Annotated in this window: 19 protein-coding genes and 1 pseudogene; 12 read left to right on the top strand and 8 right to left on the bottom strand. The window is 58.6% G+C overall.

The window, feature by feature from the left end:
* From B4F73_RS00740 to B4F73_RS00730, 3 genes and pseudogenes are all read right to left on the bottom strand, one after another.
* Positions 1–294: pseudogene (locus B4F73_RS00740) on the bottom strand (ABC transporter permease); the annotation flags it as partial.
* Entirely contained in the window at positions 291–986 is a 696-nt protein-coding gene (locus B4F73_RS00735; protein ID WP_206991470.1) for an ABC transporter ATP-binding protein, read from the bottom strand. The gene B4F73_RS00735 and the pseudogene B4F73_RS00740, both read right to left, overlap by 4 nt.
* 1 nt (position 987) lies before the next feature.
* Positions 988–1,629: a ZrgA family zinc uptake protein gene (locus tag B4F73_RS00730; RefSeq protein WP_206991469.1), complete on the bottom strand. Its 642-nt coding sequence runs from the start codon at positions 1,627–1,629 to the stop codon at positions 988–990.
* Positions 1,630–1,780: 151 nt separating this feature from the next.
* On the opposite strand from B4F73_RS00730, the gene B4F73_RS00725 reads away from it, so the two are divergent.
* The 3 genes from B4F73_RS00725 to B4F73_RS00715 are packed head-to-tail and all read left to right on the top strand — an operon-like array spanning position 1,781 to position 4,072.
* Entirely contained in the window at positions 1,781–2,578 is a 798-nt protein-coding gene (locus tag B4F73_RS00725; RefSeq protein WP_206991468.1) for a ZIP family metal transporter, read from the top strand.
* Positions 2,578–3,387 (top strand): HupE/UreJ family protein, encoded by an 810-nt coding sequence (locus B4F73_RS00720; protein WP_290482277.1) that lies wholly within the window; start codon positions 2,578–2,580, stop codon positions 3,385–3,387. The genes B4F73_RS00725 and B4F73_RS00720 overlap by 1 nt, the downstream gene beginning before the upstream one ends.
* Positions 3,388–3,427: 40 nt before the next feature.
* Positions 3,428–4,072: a hypothetical protein gene (locus B4F73_RS00715; RefSeq protein WP_206991466.1), complete on the top strand. Its 645-nt coding sequence runs from the start codon at positions 3,428–3,430 to the stop codon at positions 4,070–4,072.
* A 20-nt stretch (positions 4,073–4,092) separates the two neighbouring features.
* Here the strand turns inward: B4F73_RS00715 and B4F73_RS00710 are convergent, their stop codons facing one another.
* Positions 4,093–5,394 (bottom strand): polyhydroxyalkanoate depolymerase, encoded by a 1,302-nt coding sequence (locus tag B4F73_RS00710; protein WP_206991465.1) that lies wholly within the window; start codon positions 5,392–5,394, stop codon positions 4,093–4,095.
* A 188-nt stretch (positions 5,395–5,582) separates the two neighbouring features.
* Here B4F73_RS00710 and B4F73_RS00705 point away from each other — a divergent pair, with 188 nt between their 5' ends.
* Entirely contained in the window at positions 5,583–5,966 is a 384-nt protein-coding gene (locus B4F73_RS00705) for a hypothetical protein (protein ID WP_206991464.1), read from the top strand.
* Between the two features lie 6 nt (positions 5,967–5,972).
* On the opposite strand, the gene B4F73_RS00700 is transcribed toward B4F73_RS00705, so the two are convergent.
* Together B4F73_RS00700 and B4F73_RS00695 are read right to left on the bottom strand one after the other, a co-directional pair.
* A complete protein-coding gene (locus tag B4F73_RS00700; RefSeq protein WP_290480052.1) occupies positions 5,973–6,389 on the bottom strand; it encodes a hypothetical protein in 417 nt (138 codons plus the stop codon).
* 33 nt (positions 6,390–6,422) lie between these two features.
* Positions 6,423–7,016 carry a TetR/AcrR family transcriptional regulator gene (locus B4F73_RS00695; protein ID WP_206991462.1) on the bottom strand — a complete coding sequence of 198 codons (594 nt, stop codon included), beginning with the start codon at positions 7,014–7,016 and terminating at the stop codon, positions 6,423–6,425.
* Positions 7,017–7,125: 109 nt separating this feature from the next.
* Between B4F73_RS00695 and B4F73_RS00690 the strand changes: the two genes are divergently transcribed.
* Complete coding sequence (locus B4F73_RS00690; RefSeq protein ID WP_349679527.1) at positions 7,126–8,502, top strand: carotenoid oxygenase family protein; 1,377 nt, start codon at positions 7,126–7,128, stop codon at positions 8,500–8,502.
* A 47-nt stretch (positions 8,503–8,549) separates the two neighbouring features.
* Here B4F73_RS00690 and B4F73_RS00685 read toward each other — a convergent pair whose 3' ends face one another.
* The gene (locus B4F73_RS00685; RefSeq protein WP_206991460.1) at positions 8,550–9,680 is read right to left on the bottom strand and encodes an iron-containing alcohol dehydrogenase; all 1,131 of its coding nucleotides are present in this window, start codon (positions 9,678–9,680) and stop codon (positions 8,550–8,552) included.
* Positions 9,681–9,991: 311 nt separating this feature from the next.
* On the opposite strand from B4F73_RS00685, the gene B4F73_RS00680 reads away from it, so the two are divergent.
* From B4F73_RS00680 to B4F73_RS00655, 6 genes are all read left to right on the top strand, one after another.
* Complete coding sequence (locus B4F73_RS00680; RefSeq protein ID WP_290482275.1) at positions 9,992–10,672, top strand: OmpW/AlkL family protein; 681 nt, start codon at positions 9,992–9,994, stop codon at positions 10,670–10,672.
* 149 nt (positions 10,673–10,821) lie between these two features.
* The gene (locus B4F73_RS00675; protein WP_290482274.1) at positions 10,822–12,657 is read left to right on the top strand and encodes a dipeptide ABC transporter ATP-binding protein; all 1,836 of its coding nucleotides are present in this window, start codon (positions 10,822–10,824) and stop codon (positions 12,655–12,657) included.
* A 92-nt stretch (positions 12,658–12,749) separates the two neighbouring features.
* A complete protein-coding gene (gene motA, locus B4F73_RS00670; protein WP_290482273.1) occupies positions 12,750–13,625 on the top strand; it encodes a flagellar motor stator protein MotA in 876 nt (291 codons plus the stop codon).
* Between the two features lie 53 nt (positions 13,626–13,678).
* Positions 13,679–14,689 carry an endonuclease/exonuclease/phosphatase family protein gene (locus B4F73_RS00665; RefSeq protein ID WP_290480047.1) on the top strand — a complete coding sequence of 337 codons (1,011 nt, stop codon included), beginning with the start codon at positions 13,679–13,681 and terminating at the stop codon, positions 14,687–14,689.
* A gap of 38 nt (positions 14,690–14,727) precedes the next feature.
* Positions 14,728–15,252, top strand: a complete 525-nt coding sequence (locus B4F73_RS00660; protein WP_206991457.1) for a hypothetical protein — start codon at positions 14,728–14,730, stop codon at positions 15,250–15,252.
* Between the two features lie 47 nt (positions 15,253–15,299).
* Complete coding sequence (locus B4F73_RS00655) at positions 15,300–17,216, top strand: cation:proton antiporter (protein ID WP_290480046.1); 1,917 nt, start codon at positions 15,300–15,302, stop codon at positions 17,214–17,216.
* A 6-nt stretch (positions 17,217–17,222) separates the two neighbouring features.
* Here B4F73_RS00655 and B4F73_RS00650 read toward each other — a convergent pair whose 3' ends face one another.
* A complete protein-coding gene (locus B4F73_RS00650; protein WP_290480045.1) occupies positions 17,223–17,942 on the bottom strand; it encodes a M48 family metallopeptidase in 720 nt (239 codons plus the stop codon).
* Positions 17,943–18,010: 68 nt separating this feature from the next.
* Here B4F73_RS00650 and B4F73_RS00645 point away from each other — a divergent pair.
* The coding region (locus B4F73_RS00645) for a hypothetical protein (protein WP_290482272.1) at positions 18,011–18,291 on the top strand (281 nt) is incomplete at its 3' end.

The raw sequence follows: 18,291 nt of genomic DNA, 5'->3' as shown, positions 1-18,291 counted from the left end.
CCAGTCTATATCCGGCCGCGTGGCGATCTCCTGATAGGTCGGCCACGAAATTTCTGCTGTCGCGCTGCCCATTCGAAAGACCGAATAAAGCAGCAAGTTCACGCTGCCGGTAGGTGCGCCGACAATCAGTTCGGTGCCAGAGATAGTGTTACCGAAGCCTTCGCGGGCGCCTGTGCGGGCTTTGTCTACGCCCAGAAAAAGTGCCACCGACAAGGCAACTGCCAACAGGGTGAGCAAAACAGATCCCTTGCGGTTCATGAGGCTCTGCCAGGCGAGAGACAGGATAGCGCTCATGCTGACACTCCCGCGCGATTTATCTCGCCGAGGTCTACCGCCCGGTCGAAATGTGTGGCGAGCCCGGCATCGTGGCTGACGAAGAGAAGTGCTGCGCCTGTGCGCCGCGCTTCCTCGCTCAGTAGATCAATGAATTGATCACGGGCATCCGCATCAAGCGCTGAGGTCGGTTCGTCAGCGATCACGATTTCGGGGCCGCCGATCAGGGCGCGTGCGGCAGCGACACGTTGCTGCTGACCGACAGAAAGGTCAGAGACGCGGCGTGCCAGTAGAGTCTCGTCCGTCAGGCCCAGCCGCGAAAGCAACCGTCGGGCTTCATCGTCTTCGTTACCGTTGATTGCTGCGCGGCGCTTGGGAGAGAAACGTAGAGGCAGCGTGACATTCCCGATGACGGAGAGATAAGGCACGAGATTGAACATCTGGAAAATCACACCGAGATGGTCCGCCCTCAGGCGGTCCCGCGCTGCGGGTTCCAAGGTCGCCAGATCCTGTCCGAGAACGATGACCTCACCAGAGCCCGCCTCCAGCACACCAGCGATGATGCCGAGAAGGGTGGATTTTCCAGAGCCGGATGCTCCGCGCAGAAACAAGCGCTCGCCCGCCTTCAATTGGAAGTCTGAAATGTCGAGGACCTCATTGCCTGGCGTCCAGGCAAAGGAAAGATTCGAAATAGAGACAATCGGTTCTGCCATGTCAGGATCCGAAGGGCAGGAAAGGGCTGTCCGGTGTGAGTGACGCAGAATTGGATTCCCCTTCTTCACCAAGATAGATGGCGTCGACTTCCTCAAAGGCGGGATAGTGTTCAAAGCCGGTGAACATGAGGCCATCCAGCTGGCTGGGGCGCTTGCAATCCCAGACTATGGACAGGGTGAGTGCAGCATGATCGCCCGATCGGCGCACTTCTGCAGAGCGCTCGACAAGGTCGCAGCGCGCATTGCCCATGAGTTCTGTCAGGCCCTCGGCATATTTTTCAAGCTCGGTGGATTTCTTCTTCGTTTTTTCCGATAGGCCGTAATTTACGAGCGGGGCGTCAACGGTGATCGTGACGAAACTGGTGTCGAGCGCAACGGCCAACTCTGCAGCGCCGTGTACATGGGCTTCGCCGCCAGCATATTCACCATGGTCCTCGTCATGACTATCATCGTCACGGTGCTCTGCCGTATGAGCCGAGTACTCCGTATCTGACGCAGGAGGAGTGGATTCGACCGTCGGTGGAGGCTCCACTGCAGCCGGTTCAGGTTCGTATGGCACTTCTGCGCTACAGGCGACGCACAGCGTCAAACCGGCACCCGCCAGAAGCATTTTTGCGCCACGGCCCCATGATCGGTCTATCATATCGCTCCCATTGCCCCGATTGGGGAATTCAGTGTTTTCGGAAAATCTGCTCGCAAGCTGAATAATGATACCATATAACACTTCTTCGCAAGGCCGCAGGACGCGGTTATAGACCGCACCTGACTGTTAACGGACCGGCTTACCGCTTTCCATGTTTGAATCCATGCAGGCCCCTTTGTTTTTCGGCTTGATCGCGGCCTTTGTGACCACGGTCGGCCTCATCGCTGTGGCGATGCGGGGCGATTGGAGTGCGCGGTTCTCTGCCGTCATGGGCCTCGCGGCGGCGGGCATGCTCGTCACGCTCAGCCTGTTGCACATTGCGCCGGAAGCCTTTGCCGAAAGTTCTCAGGCGCCATACTTCATGCTGGGCGGATTCCTTGGCGGGCTGATACTTAATTACGGCCTCAACACATTCTTCCCGGAAAGCGTGAATGGCGGCCGGATGGCGGCTGTCACCCCCATAATCGCGATTGCCATCCACTCCTTTATCGACGGCGTCATCTATTCGGTGACCTTTGCCGCGAGCTTTTCCGCAGGCGTCTATGCGGCGGTCTCGCTGATCCTGCATGAGTTTCCGGAAGGTGTGATCGCGTTCGCGATCCTGCGCAGGCACAATTTTTCGAACCGGCAATCCTTCCTGTGGGCCTTCCTGGCTGCGTCCGCCACGACCCCGCTGGGCGTGATTATGTCGTCGCCCTTCATGTATTTCCTGGGCAGCGAGGCGGTTGGCGCTTTGTTCGCGGCCTCCGCCGGCCTGCTCCTCTACGTTGCGACCGGCCCCTTGATGGCTCCGATGAAGGAGGAGCCGCCGCTGCGCAGCCTGTTGGCTCTGTCGGCTGGTGTCGCCATAGCGCTCGTGCTGTCCTTCCTGCCGGTACATGACCATGATGATGACCATCACGAGGCCATCCGTATGGAAGCGCCGCATCCGCTGCCGGACGAGATTTGATGCGGCATCGGCTCATCGCCTTTCTGGCATGCTGTCTGATAGCCTGCCTTGCTGTCACATCTGCGCCGCAAGCGGCGTTCGCCCACCCGGAAGACGAGCTTTGCCTGCCGGGGGGAGGGATGGACCCCGCTTTGTGCCGGGAGCTTCAGGAACTGGACAGGGCTGGTGACGCAACTGAAACAGGAGACGACGTTCCGGGCAGCGAGGTTGAACTCGACAGATCCGGGATCGAGACGGCGATCTTCTATGTTCGGATCGGATTCGAGCACATCCTGCCAATGGGGGTGGACCATATCCTGTTCGTCCTGGCGCTTTTCCTGTCCAGTCGGCGGATAAAGCCGCTGCTCTGGCAAATCTCTGCCTTCACGCTGGCGCACACATCCACGCTCGGCCTTGCGGCTGCCGGGGTGATCTCGCCTCCGGCAAGTATCGTCGAGCCACTGATTGCGCTGACAATCGCCTGGGCCGCGCTTGAGAACATCCTGTTCAAGGAACCAAGCGCCTGGCGTCCGGCACTCGTATTCGGCTTTGGCCTGATCCACGGCATGGGTTTCGCCGGTGCGTTTGGGGATCTTGGCCTGCCACCGGGGATCTTCTGGCCAGCTTTGATCGGATTCAATGTCGGCGTTGAGATCGGCCAGCTCGCCGTTATCGGCATGGCGCTTGCAGTGGCCGTTGTCATCAGGGGCGCCCTGAAGCAGGCCGGCCGGCCAGACCTCTACCGGCCAGTTCTGGTATGGCCGGTATCGGCGGCCATCGGAGCAATTGGGCTCTGGTGGGCAATCGAGCGGACCTTCCTTAACTCTTAGCCTGGCAAAGTGCGCTTCGACTCGGAACGGAACGCGCTCAATGGCCTCTCGCGACTGGATCAGACATCTCAGCTCGGCTCTGCTGGCTTCGGCACTGACGGGTTGGATTGGTTTTGCAGAATACGCATCGGCGTATGTGCCCCCTCCAGCGAACGTTGAAACGACCTCGCCGCGCTCACTTCTGAAGGAGCCTGGCCTTGCCCTGAGGCAGGTCTATGCTGAGGCAGCCGCATGGCGCGGTGCCGAAGCAAAGCAGGCGCGCAATGCCATGATCGCTGCCTGGCTTGGTGGACTGAACGATGCTGGTTTGGCGGACTATTCAGTACGCCATCTGGACAAGGGCTTGATCTATGCAATCCGTTTCCGAAACCCTGTTGTCGAGGATGACATCCATGCGCTTTGGGTTGCGGTGCCGGATGGTCCGGATCTGCCGTCGTCGGTCCTGCTACGCACACCTCATCGCGGCGCGGCTGACCTGACCATTCTGGAACTGCAGTCGTGTACCTCTCGTCGGACACTGCAAGTATCCGATGACACCTTACTGACGGAGCAGGCTGAGGCCCGTGCAGTTTCTCAGCTTAGCGCCTATCTCGACACACCTGATCCGATGCCCATCACGGTATTGAGCGAAGCACGAGACATTTGTCGTCAGATTGCGCGAGTCTTGCCCACACCTGAGAAATAGTCCCAAAAGCTCAAGCCTGTTCAAGACGTTTTTCTGAGTCGCTCCGTGGCGGCTTCGTCGGCATCCCGCATCGTGAAGCGCTTCGTGAATTCAGTTACGCGCGGAGCGATCTCGGTCTGAAAGCGTCTGCCATTGAATACGCCGTAATGGCCAACGCCCGGCTGGATATAGTCGGTCTGCATGTCTTCCGGCAACTTCACACATAGGTCGTGTGCAGCCTGTGTTTGACCGATGCCGGAAATATCATCCTTCTCGCCTTCAACCGTCATCAGCGCGACATCGCGGATCAGTTCCGGTTTGACGAGATGTGTTCCGCGATAGCGATACATGCCGCGGGCCAGCTGGTGCTCCTGAAACACGCGTACGATTGTTTGCAGGTAGAATTCTTCCGTCAGGTCGAGCACCGACAGGTATTCATCGTAGAATTCCCGATGCTTGCCGACATTGTCGCCATCCCCTTCAACCAGATGATTGAAAAAGTTCCAGTGCGCATCGACATGGCGCGACCAGTTCATGTTCATGAAGGAAGCGAGCTGGACAAAGCCTGGATAGACTCTCCGGAACATGCCCGGGTAGGGGCCCGGCACAGTGTGGATCATGTTCTCTTCAAACCACGAAAGCGGTTTTTCCTCGGCCAGCACGTTCGGAACGGTCGGACTAAGCCGTGTGTCGATCGGCGACCCCATGAACGTCATGGAAGCGGGCCGGGCCGGGTCATCATCCTCGGCCATCATGGCGACAGCAGCAAGCACAGGCGGGCCTGGCTGACACACGCCAAGTACATGGGCGCCCGCGCCCAGATGAGTCAGCATCGATCGTATGTGATCAATATAATCGTCCAGATCGAACCGCCCCAACCAGACAGGTGCCATACGAGAGTCCTGCCAGTCAGTGATGTAGACATCATGGGTCGGCAGGAACGCCTCAACTGTCCCGCGCAGCAGAGTGGCATAATGGCCAGAGAGCGGGGCAGCTATCAGAAGACGGGGCTGAGGGCCGAGCTTTTCTGAATTCCGGGCGGCGGCAAGCGCTTCTGGATCCTTCTTGAAGTGGATCATGTTGCACCAAGGCGAGCGCCACGCCACAACAGGGGTCACATCAATGGGCGCGCTATTGATCCGCACCGTATCGATCCGCCATTCCGGTTTACCGTAATAGCGTGTTGCGCTTTCAAATACGTCCGCCATGGCGGACAGCGAGCGACCATAGTCGGTCTGCCCCATCAGGTTCAGCGGCGAACTCAGCGCTGCGCGACTGGCGCGCGCGGCAACCCGCATGGGTGCCATTGCCGCCCGGTTCATTTCGACAAGTGAGTACAGCATCAGCTACACACCTTTCATGTTGCGGTGCAGCATAGATGGCAATCCCTAACAGGGCAAACATATTCGCCAGATAGGCGTGGGTCGGGACGGGAACATCATGGTTTCATTTTTCTGCAAAATTGATCGAATTCAGCAAGCTTCAGCTTAACCGGGACAAGGTAAATTGTCCCCGAAATGGAGTGATTGCCATGTTCCTCAAATGCCAACCCAATCCCCATCGCGGCGGTCGCATGACCCGGGCCATCATCTATGAGCAGGCTCCGGGCCAGCATTTTGCGATTGATGCGGAAACTCTGCACAAACAGCCGGAATTGCTCAATGATTTCGGCAGCTACATGCATACGCGCTTTCGTGTTCTGGACGCGTTGGCCTATTTCATCTGCCTTGCGGGTGTATTGGCATCTCTGGCCTTTGTCTGGTGGATGTTCCTGCCGGGCATTGCAATTTGCACCATGATGCTAGCTGTCAACAGGAAGGCCGCTGGCGAGATTGCGCTGCGAGCTGCCCGGAAATCGGCCGACAATTTCAGAAAACTGCACGAAATGGGCTGTCTCTGGCTCGTGTTCGCCTGATCCCCGCTAGATGCGGATCATGCCAAGTACGACTGATACAATCGCCACCAATGTAAACATCAGGGAAAGGCTGACCGAAATGGCGCGCTGACCCTTGCGGCTCGTGCGTTCGCCCTTTTGCTTTTTCCCAGGTGTCAGCATCCAGCGATTGGAGAAGAACCCGAAAGCGGCCAACAAGGCGGTGACGGCGGCTGCCCAGCTTGAGGCGAGCAGGAAGAACGCGCCGGAAGCGAGCATCATGCCGGCGATCGGCGTGGACGTCTGGAGCAGCAATTCCCGGACATGGCGATCGGCGCGCGATCCGTCCAGCTTGTCAAAGCTGCAATTGGGCGACGCAATGGCCGCGACCCAGGACGCGCCCACGGCCATCGCACCAGCGAGCAGACCAAGATGCGTGGCGGTGGTGGAGATTCCTTCGAACATGCGCTGCAATATGCGCCGGATTCGCGGGCTGGCCTAGAGAAAGCTTCGAGAGACGACGGCGGCGATCATCTTTTCATCGTCGGGCAGCTGGCCATCCAGTATCAGCATCGACAATCCATGCACGATCGACCAGGCCTGAAGGCGTTTGACCATCTGTAATTCGGGCGGCGTATCCTTCGGCAACACATCCCCCAACGTGTTGGACAACATAGCGAATGCGCCGGTCTCTTTCGCCTGATTTGGCTGAAGCACTTCGGCGCGAGGCGCTTTCGTCATCATCAGGCGAAACAGAGACGGATTGTCTATTGCAAACCGGACATAGGTTCGCCCCATGATTTCGAACGCATCAATGCCCGCTGGAGTTTTGGAAAGGGCATCCCGGAACGTATCAGACAGCTTCACGCTCCCAACTCCGCACAAAGCGCCTAGAAGCGCGGCCTTATTGGGAAAGTGTCGATAAACTGCCGTCGCTGAAACACCGACATTCCGGGCAATTTTTCTGAGGCTCACTTTCTCGGCCGGGCTGTTGCTGATCTGCGCCAATCCTTCTTCGATCAGGGCGGCCCTTAGATCACCATGGTGGTAGTTCCCGCCCTGAGCGTTCATGTTGACACTGTTATCATTCATCGGCATGTTATCAGTGTAAACATTGCGGCGCAGACAACAAGCCGCGAGGATGATCTCCATGCCCAGCCCTGTGAAAACAGCTATTCGGGGAGTCGTGACAAAAGGAGTCATGGCGGTGGCGGGATTCAACCGCAGCCGGCGCAAGGCAACACAGCCCAACGTCTTTCTTGAAGGCGTTCATACCCCGCTGACGGAAGAGATCACCGAAATTGATCCAAAGGTGACGGGGGCTATTCCCGCTGGTCTGAATGGCCTTTACGTCCGCAATGGCCCGAACCCCGTTTCACCGGTCAATCCAGCTGCACATCATTGGTTTGTAGGGGATGGCATGTTGCACGGTGTCCGCCTGCAGGATGGCAAGGCGCTTTGGTACCGCAATCGCTGGGTGAGGTCCAACAGTGTGAGTGATGCCCTTGGCGAGCCGCGTGCGCCCGGTCCGCGTCACCCCAGAATTGATGTGGCGAACACGAACATTGTTGGTCACGCAGGAAAGATCTGGGCGATTGTTGAAGCGGGTGGGTATCCCGTCGAAGTGTCCGAGGACCTGGAGACGCGTGCGCATTCGGATTTTGACGGGACGTTGGGTCAATCTTTTTCCGCGCATCCGCATTACGACCCCGACACAGGCGAGATGCACGCCATCTGCTACGAGTCGCAGCAAACCAATCTGCTTTGGCACAAGGTGCTGGGCGCTGATGGCCGCGTGCGCCGGGATGAGCCAATCCCTGTCGAGCACGGCCCAATGGTTCATGACTGCATGATCACCCCGAAATACGTGATCGTGATGGACCTTCCGGTGACGTTCTCCATGAGTGCCATCATCAGTGGCATGAGCTTTCCGTATCGGTGGAATGAGAACCACAAGGCGCGTATTGGTCTGTTACCGCGAGAGGGGAGTGCGGATGATATCATCTGGTGTGATGTCGATCCCTGTTACATCTTCCATCCTGCGAATGCCTATGAAACCGAGGACGGAAAAGTCGTGATGGACGCATGTGTTTATGATCACATGTTTGCCCCTGACAATACTGGCCCGGACGGCGTCCCGAAATTTGAATCCCTGAAGATTGATCCGGCGACGCGAACCGTGTCACGGCGTGTGATAGATGACCGCGCTCATGAGTTTCCGCGCTATGATGAGCGGCTGACCGGAAAACCCTATCGCTATGTTTACACAACGGCTGTCGCGGCAGACGGCTTCCTCACCGAAACACGCATCTTCAAGCATGACCTGACCAATGGCAGCTGCGAAGTTCGCGATTTTGGATCAGGACGGGTGCCGGGCGAATTCATTTTCATTCCTGCCAGCGAAACGGCCTCAGAGGATGAGGGCTGGCTGATGGGCTATGTGGTCGACACGAACGCGGGCCTATCCGAATTGGTCATTCTCGATGCCGCAAATTTCACCGCTCCGGCGGTTGCAACCGTGCACATTCCGCAACGCATTCCGCAGGGATTCCACGGTAATTTCATTCCAGTTGGCTGAGTGGGGGGACGAGGGGGCCGTCGATGACGGCCCCCTTCCACGTATCCTTAAAGGGCGGCCTCGTAGACCTTTGCATAATCATCCGCGCTCATAGGCTTTGGATTGCCGAAATGGGCGAGGTCTTTAAGTGCATACTCAACCACGCCGGGGGCGTCGTCTGCCGACAATCCGATGGCGGACAGGGTGGCTGGGATGCCGATATCGGCATTCAGCTCTGCAATTGCGTCGCCAAGATCCGCGCCGGGTTTCAGACCCATGGCCTGACGAAGACGCACATATTTCTCATCGGCTGAACCCTCATGGAAGCGTAGGATATGCGGCAGGAAGATCGCGTTCAGCGTGCCGTGGTGCAGTCGCTTGTCATGCAGACGGCCCGCCGCGTGTGACAGGGCGTGGACCCCGCCAAGGCCTTTCACGAATGCCAGAGCGCCTTCATAACTTGCCATCATCATGTGCCAGCGGGCGTCCGCGTCCGAGCCATCCTTGACCGCCTTCTTCAGCCAGCCATTGCCGACGGCGCGGAACACGCCCTCATACGCAATGCCTTCGGCAGGCGGATTCACGGTTGGGGACAGGACTGATTCAATGCAGTGTGTGACGGCGTCCATCCCAGTGGCGGCCGTCAGTCCGGCAGGAAGGCCAAGAGTCAGGTCCGGATCGCAAATGGCTGTGGCAGGGATCAGGTTTGGAGAGACGATGGTCTCCTTGCGGCCATTCTCCAGTACAAGGACCAGGCCGACTGAGACTTCTGAACCCGTACCGGATGTGGTCGGGATAGCGATCAGCGGCGGGATCTTGCCGATCTTCTTGGCACCGCCGGTGATGGCGGCATAATTTTCGAGCGGTTCATCATGACTGACCAGCAGGCCGATTCCCTTGGCATGGTCCATGGACGAGCCGCCGCCGAGTGCGATCAGGCCGTCGGCGCCGCATGCCTTGTAGGCGGCTGCCGCTTCCTTGGTCTGCTTCTCGGTCGGGTTCGGCACGGTCTCCGCGAACACGCCTGCCGCTGCAACGCCCAACGCATCTTCGACCTTCGCCAGAATGCCGGCGGCCTTGATGCCGGGGTCCGTCACAATGAAAGGCCGGGTCATGCCGAGCTTCTTCGCCGTACCGGCGAGCTGCTTCAAGGCACCTGAATCAAAGATGCAAGTGGTGAGATAATTTATGACGGGCATGGTGTGGTCCTCATTGGGATGGTTTCCTCACCCTCCATGTGCCCCAGCGGAAGCGCACAGTTCAAGCCTGACCGTGGGAGAACCGGGATGGTACGCCGCAGCAGGCGGATGGATATAGCTCGGACGGAAGCGCACCGAACCAAGATCTCAGGAAGTGCTCACCGGCGCAATTGGGAAGAATACCTAGTCGCGATGCCATGACGCGCGACACGCGCCCGCGCGTCAAAACGGGCAATTATCCTCATCAAATCATCGGAGTAGGCGTTTGGCATCCGGCGCGAATTGGTGCGCCAAAACAGGAGTTAAACGACATGAAACAGCTTCTCCTTGCTACTCTGGTTGCCGGGGCAACTTGGGTCGGGACAGCACCTGCTGCCTTGGCAGACGAGAATCCCTGGATGGTCCGCGGACGCGTCATCGGGGTCCTGCCGGATGAGTCCGGCGATCTCTCCGTCGCAGGGTCGCGCCTTGCAGGGGATGTGGACATTTCAGACCAGTACGTGCCCGAATTGGACATTACTTACTTCTTCACGAAGAATATCGCTGCCGAGCTGATCCTTGGCGTGACGCCACATGATGTGAAAGCCACGGGCGTGACCGTTCCAGGCGCACTCGATAATGCAACGATCGATCTGGGCGATGTCACGCTGCTGCCACCCACTCTGACGGTGCAATACCACTTCGTGAATGACAGCCAGTGGAAGCCCTATGTCGGCGCAGGCGTCAATGCGACCTTCTTCTTCAACGAGGATGAAGGCCCTGTCGCAGACGGCATAGATTACGACACCAGTGTCGGTCTCGCGCTTCAGGCGGGCGTAGATTACGATCTTGATGGCGAGCCAGGTGGCTGGGCTGTCAACGCAGACATCAAGAAGATCTGGATAAATCCGGATGTGACTGTGGATTTCACCACGGCGCTGGGCGCAACAGTGGATGCTGACGTGGACATCAATCCACTCGTGGTGGGACTGGGGCTCGGGTATAAATTCTGAGCGCCATATCATGAGGGCAGGGCTTTGACCCATTGCGCCCTGTTCTCACTCTCTCCTGGGCCGTGCTATTTCCCGACAGCGCGGCCTTTTTTCCGCTTTCTGCAGAGCGGTCGTTGCACGCCCCGCCCGCGCGTATACAGAATGCCAGCATGGCTATTCTTTCTGTCAAAGATCTTCGTGTTTCCTTCGACACACCTGACGGTGTGGTTGAGGCTGTCAAAGGTATAAGTTTCGACGTCGCCAAGGGCGAATGCCTCGGCATTGTCGGCGAAAGCGGCTCCGGGAAGAGCCAGTCTGCGCTCTCGGCTCTGGGTCTGTTGGCGGGCAATGGCACTGCAACCGGCCGGATTGATTTCGATGGCACCAATATGCTGGAGGCTTCGGACGCAACACTTCGCAATATCCGTGGCGCGCGGATGTCGATGATTTTTCAGGACCCGCTGACCAGTTTGACGCCGCACATGACAGTCGGCGCGCAGATGCGCGAAGTGTTGGCGCTCCATAAGGGCCTCAAGGGCGAAGAAGCGGATCGCATATGCGTCGACTGGCTGGAGAATGTGCGCATTCCGGAAGCAGCCCGGCGCATGAACCAGTTTCCGCATGAGCTTTCAGGTGGCATGCGCCAGCGCGTCATGATTGCCATCGCCATGCTTTGCAATCCTGAACTGTTGCTCGCGGATGAGCCCACCACAGCGCTGGATGTGACCGTGCAGGCGCAGGTGCTGGAACTGATGGACGAGCTGAAACGCGAGACGGGTACCGGCATCGCGCTGATCACTCACAATATGGGTGTGGTCGCCCGCATGTGCGACCGCGTCATCGTCATGCGTCATGGCGAGATCGTCGAGCAGGGGAGCGTCGACGACATTTTCTACAAGCCTCAGGCAGACTATACGAAGATGCTGCTCAATGCTGTGCCGCGCATCGACGAACCAGATCGCCCCGGTCGACCCGTCCTGTCAGCGCCGCCGGCGCCTGAAACTGAGCCGGTTCTCAAGGTAGAGGACATGAAAATCCATTTCCCGATTGCGGTGAAGGGCGGTCTGTTTGGCAAGACGAAGCCGTTGAAAGCGGTGGATGGTGTTTCGTTCGATTTGAAACCGGGCGAGACGTTGGGAGTTGTCGGAGAATCCGGGTGTGGCAAGTCCACGCTCGCGCGCGGCGTGTTGAACCTCATCCCTCCAACCGATGGCACGGTTGCCTGGCTGGGGCGCGACATATCCAAGGCGAGCCGCAAGGAAATGAACGGCCTGCGCGACGATCTCCAGATCGTGTTCCAGGACCCGCTCGCCAGCCTTGACCCCCGCATGACCATCGGCGCTTCCATTGCCGAACCGTTGCAAGTTCACCAACCGCGCCTGTCGCGCGCGGATCGGGAAGCGAAAGTACGCGAAATCCTGCCGCGGGTCGGGCTCGACCCAAATCTGATCAACCGGTACCCGCATGAATTGTCTGGGGGCCAGAACCAGCGGGTTGGCATTGCCCGTGCCATGATCCTTCAGCCGAAACTGGTGATCTGTGATGAAGCGGTTTCGGCGCTTGATGTGTCTGTCCAGGCGCAAGTCGTGGATTTGCTGATCGAGCTGCAGAAAGAGTTCGGCCTCGCCATGATCTTCATCAGCCACGATCTCGCCGTCGTGCGGCAGATCAGCCACCGGGTAATGGTGTTGTATCTTGGCCGCGTAGTGGAACTTGCCGGTCGCAATGCCATCTACACCGAAGCGCGCCACCCCTATACGAAAGCGCTGATTGCGGCTGTGCCAAACGCTGATCCGACCGGGGAGCGCACGCGGGAACGCTTGCGCCTGACGGGCGATCTTCCAAGTCCGCTCGACAGCCGTGCATCGCTCCGCTTCATGAAGTCCAAACTCATTGATGATGGGGACGCGGAACAGTACCAACCAAAACTGGTCGAGATTACTCCTGGCCACCTTGTGGCAGAGCATGACCCCGTGATGGGCGGCGCAGGATTGCGAGCCAGTTAAGCGCTGCAGGCAGGGCAGGGTGTGCGCTGTAAGCTTGGCTTAAGACGAATGTGTCATGGTGCAGGCTGAGTTAATGCCGGAGCCCGCGCGTCTTGCCCCAATTGATTGGTCTTGTTCTTGTGGTCGTCCTCGTGATGGGCGGCCTCGTCCTCACGGGCGGACACGGCGCCATGCAGGCGCTGCCGTTCGAACTGGCCCTGATTGGTGGCGCTGCGCTCGGCACCATTCTGATCGGTAATTCGCCGAAAGTTGCCAAGGAGGCTTTGGGTGGGTTCGTTCGCTCGTTTCAGGGCAGCCGTTGGCAGCGTGCCCAACACCGCGAATTGCTGGTTCTGCTGTCCAACTTGATGCGCAAGGTACGCCAAGGCGGGTTTGTCGCGATTGAATCGGATATCGAAGACCCGGATGCGTCGCCCTTGTTTGCTTTGTCCCCTGCGGTGCTTTCCGATCCTGCTGCGCGTGACATGATCTGCGATTCCTTTCGCCTGATGGCGCTCGACCTGTCAGACCCTGCACGGGCTGAGGCGCATATGGAGCAGTCTGTGGCCCTGCATGTCGACCAGCGCATGAAAGCAGTGAGTGCACTCAATACTGTAGCCGATGCCTTGCCAGCGCTCGGTATCGTGGCGGCTGTGCTGGGCATCATCAAGACGATGGGGTCGATTGATCAGTCGCCTGCAGTGCTTGGAATGATGATCGGGTCAGCCCTGCTGGGCACCTTTCTCGGTGTATTCTTGGCTTATGGCGTAGTTGGGCCTGTCGCCGCTCGCTTCGGACAGATTGTCGAAGATGAGGCCCAGCCTCTCGATGTGATCCGCACGGTGTTGTCTGCATTTGGCGGCGGGGTTCAGCCAGGCATTGCCGTAGAACTTGGCCGCACGGCCATTCCCGTAGATCAGCGCCCCGATGCGGAATCGGTTGAGCGGGCCCAGACGAGCGCCCGTTTTGCTGAACGCGCCGTCGCCTGAGACAGCCGCCATTCTGCGTTGACCCCGCAGGCATGAGGCCGCATCACCGATGAATGCCTGATATTCGTTTGGCCACGTTCAATTGCGAAAACCTGATGATGCGCTGCGATTTCGCGCGCTCAGGTCTCGCCAATGCGCGTCGCAAGCTGACCGATGTCGACGACGCCCTGGTTGCCGAGCAGGTGGATGCGGTTTTCGATGTCCTGTCGGAGGATGACCGCACCCTGACCGCGCAGGCTCTGGTCGCGACCAAGGCCGAAGTGTGCGCACTGCAGGAGGTCGAAAACCTCGTCACCTTGACCGCTTTTGACAATCGCTATGTCGGGCGCTGGGCCGGAAAGCCGTTTGGCGAACGTGTGCTGCACGAGGGGAATGACAGCCGCGGAATCGATGTGGGTCTGTTGTCGTCGCTTACGGTTGCATTCCAGCGCAGCCATGCGCGGGCGACCTTCGGACGGTTGGGCATTCACCCCCCCAAAGGGGCTTCCATCAATGACTACGTCTTTCGCCGGGATTGTCTGGAAGTGGATGTGGAAAAAGACGGACGCCTTTTGACGCTTTTTGTCTGCCACTTCAAATCCATGCATGGTGGACGCAAGAGGACGGTTGCCATGCGTGAAGCTGAAGCTCAGGCTGTGCGCCGGATTGTAAGCCAGCGATTTGATGACCCGGCGAAAGCGGAATGGGTTATTCTGGGTGATTTCAATGATTATTGGGAAGTAGATGGCCGCCCGGCACGGCCGCATGGTCTGGGGGCGCTGGTAGGCGACGGGTTCGCCATCGATCTGGCCAGCCGCGCCATTGCAGACCCATATGACCGATGGACTCACCATTATAGCGGCGACGACACCTATGGCGCGCTGGATCACATCTTCCTGTCACCCAAGCTCGCCGCCTTGAATCCTGCTGCCAGAGTTGAGATTGTGCGGGCCGGATCGCCATATAGAGCCGCGAGATATGATGGGGCTCGCTTTCCCGGCGTCGGCTGGATTACGCCCAAAGCATCTGATCATTGTCCGATGGTGGCGACTTTAAAATTTGAAGGTCGCCCTGCGGCACCCTAATTTATGTTGGCTTTGGTAATGAAGGGGGCCGTCAGGCTGTGTCACGTTTTGATAATCTGATCGAGACTGTAGAGGCCTATCAGGCCCTCGCTGCCGAGAATTACGACCGAATCCGCACACTGGCGGAAGAAATCCGCAGCGGGTTTTGCGAATTCCTTGGCTCAACCGATGGCGTTTGTGTCCACCTCGTCCCGCCGGCCGGGGCCTACAAACCAAAGGCACATGGGGATGCAGCCTTTTCGATCCCGCCGCGAGGCTTCCGGCTCCTGGGGCCAATATCGTTCGGCCTTGCTGTGCGCGTCACGCGCGATACGGACTGGCTGAGGCTGGTGATGCAGTGCCGCAAGATCGGCGACAAATTCAAAATTCAGATTGAGGACGGTTCAGTATACGAATTCAGCCTGCCGCTGAAAGACGCTGATCCTGAACCATTCTATGAACATCTTTACCAGCATATCCTGCTCTGGTTCTCCGACCATATCGAACGCTACAAGGAAGGCGACTATGGTACCCGCGAGATCGGATTTGACTTTGCTGATGACATAAACGCGGCTCAAGCCTAGTTTTCTGATCGCCCGACGGGCAGAATGCACCACGAAACGGGGCTTTTATGGACCAATTCAACTTTGCACTGGCATCCGCCGGATCCAGCGAGCTGATCTTCGCCTGCGCCCTGATCGGGGCGCTGGGAATTGGTGCGCAATGGGTCGCTTGGCGTATACAGGCACCCGCCATTGTGCTGATGGCGTTGGCAGGTTTGGCGGTCGGTCCACTGTGGACTGTGGTTTTCGGCGAGCCTCTGCTCAATCCTGAGAAGGTGTTCAACAGTGGCAGCAGCGAATTGTTGCGTCCCATCGTGTCGCTGGCCGTTGCCGTGATCCTGTTCGAGGGCGGGCTCGTCCTGAAATTCGAGAACCTTCGTGATGCCGGTGCAGCTGTTCGGCGCATGGTATTCCTTGGTGGCCCGCTGGCTTGGGCGCTGGGCACTTTCGCAGCCCATTATGCCGCCGGTCTCGATTGGGGCAGTTCTGTTGTGTTTGCGGGCGTACTGGTGGTTACCGGGCCCACCGTGATCATGCCATTGTTGCGTCAGTCCAAACTCGGCGGGCGAACCGGCCAGTTCCTGAAGTGGGAAGGCATCGTCAACGATCCGGTTGGCGCGCTGTTTGCGGTGGCTGCTTTCGAAATCATTCGCGTGGCCGCCACGGGGGAGTCGATCCTGGGTAAGGGCGCCATGATCATCGTGGCCGCTGCACTGGGTGTCGGGCTGGGCTTCGCCTTCGGGTGGGCCATCGTGCGCGCCTTCCGTCAGGGGTGGACTCCGGAATACCTCAAGGCGCCGATCATCTTCGCGTCCATCATTCTCTGTTATGCGCTGGCAGAAATGATCGAAAAGGAAATCGGCCTCGTTGCCGTCACGGCCTATGGCATGACGCTGGCCAATTCGCGCCTTGCCGGGCTCGCAGAGCTCCGAAAATTCAAGGAGGATATCGCCGTCTTGCTCGTTTCAGGCGTGTTTGTCATCCTGACGGCCAACCTTACGCCAGATGTCATTCGCCGCGCACTGACTTGGAATACGCTCGCCTTCCTGTTGGCGATGCTGTTCATCGTGCGGCCGCTTTCAGTGTGGATCGCCACATTCGGGACGTTGAAACGCAATGAAGCAATCCTGCTTGGCTGGATTGCGCCCCGCGGGATCGTGGCGGTTGCCGTTTCCAGCCTTTTTGCAACCCTGCTGGAGGATCTCGGGCGGCGCGGAGATTCCCGGTTCTATTTCTCAGGTGCAGAACAGATTACCCCGCTCGCCTTTGCCATGGTGTTCGTGACCGTGGTCCTCCACGGCTTTACGATCGGGCCAATGGCCCGGCGATTGGGACTCGCCCGCAAGGAGCGACCCGGCGTCTTGCTGGTAGGTGTGAACCCATGGAGTATCGATCTGGCGAAAGTGCTGAAGGATGTCGGTATCGAACCGATCCTTGCAGACAATAACTGGAGGCGCTTGCGACCTGCACGCGAGGCCGGGCTCAACACCTTCTTCGGCGAAGTCCTGTCAGAGGAAGCGGAGGTTCGGCTGGATCACGCCGCCTTTGACCAGGTCGTTGGCTTGTCTGCCAATGAGCCGTACAACGCGCTCGTTTCCGGACATTTTGCCCCTGAACTCGGCCGCCACAGGGTCTATCAATTGTCGGCACAGGATACCGAGGAAGAAGATCCCCGGGCCATTGGCATGGGCACCCGCGGGCGAACACTGATTCGTCGGGGCAGGGGCTATGACAGCCTGATCCGCGACCATTATCGCGGTTGGACCTTTGGCAAGACGAAGTTGACGGATGAATACGACCTTGAAGATTATCGCAAGGATCGACCGAAAGTGGACCTGATCGCTGAAATTCGCGCAGATGGCACGCTGATCTTCCTCGGGCCGAATCGGGAGGCCAAGGGCGGCGACGGGGTCACGTTGATCAGCTTTGGTCCGGCCCGCGATGTCGAAGTCGCGACTGAACCTGAAGAGGTCGCTGCCAGCTAGGCCGCACTATTCGCCGGCTGCCTGCAAGCCTGCGCCATGCTCACGCAGCCATGAGCGTTGCCGCTTCCAGTCGCTGCAGCAGGTTGCAACATGCGCCCAGAACCGCGGGGAGTGGTTCATTTCCAGTAAATGTGCGCATTCATGGGCCGCCACGTAGTCAAGCACTTCAGAGGGCGCCATGATCAGGCGCCATGAGAACGACAATTTACCATCGGCCGTGCACGAGCCCCAACGCGAGCGGGTATCCTTCACCGAAATGCTATTGTACGAGACGCCCAACGTGGCGGCATGACGGTTTACTGAGCGGGTGATATCTGCACGCGCCTGTTTCTTCAGGTAGCGGGTGACTCGCAAATGTAGTGTTTCCGGGTCACCTGGCGCGCAAAGTGTGTTCGGCTGACCGGTTATCATGCGGGCTACGCGGCCCGAGCCTTCTGCAGTCAGGCGGCAGGGAGCACCCCGATACGAAATCAGATTGTTTTCATCAAAGCGAACAACTTCTGGAAGGTGTTGGAGGCGCGTTGAAATCCAGTCGATTCGCTCGGCTGCGAATGCGGCGGCGTCCTTGATCTGCCGCCGCGATGGCGCAATCGCGACCGCTTCCCGGCGGCGTTCATCCAATCTCAAAATCAACCGGCGTGCCTTCGAATTCACTTCAAGGCGAACACGAATTTCGTCCCCGTCGGGGCCATTGAATGTCACGGTCTGGCCATTGTTGTATGCCATGTTAATAATCTCACTCTAGGTGACGGGCGCAAATGAAACGCTGGCATCAATCATTAAAGGGACCAAACATGAAATATCTGCTCACAGGCGTTGCCGCCATCGCCATGCTTACGGCTTGCGGAGACAAAGACAAGCCGGTTGATGGCGCTGGCTCAGAATACGCCACAGATGCCGCAAAGGACGTCAAGGCCCGCAAAGGTGATCCGGCAACCGCGCCACAGGCGCTTGCGGCTTTTGCTTTGGATGAAGCCGACGACAGCCGCATATCCTTCGGCAGCAGCACGCTGAACGGGGACAAGGCCGTATTCACTGACGTGACGCTTCTGGCAGGCGACGATGACGGGTCCGA

This window comes from Hyphomonas sp. UBA3601 (genome assembly GCF_002375605.1).
Classification (GTDB): domain Bacteria; phylum Pseudomonadota; class Alphaproteobacteria; order Caulobacterales; family Hyphomonadaceae; genus Hyphomonas.
This window is presented reverse-complemented; position numbering and strand designations above follow the sequence as displayed.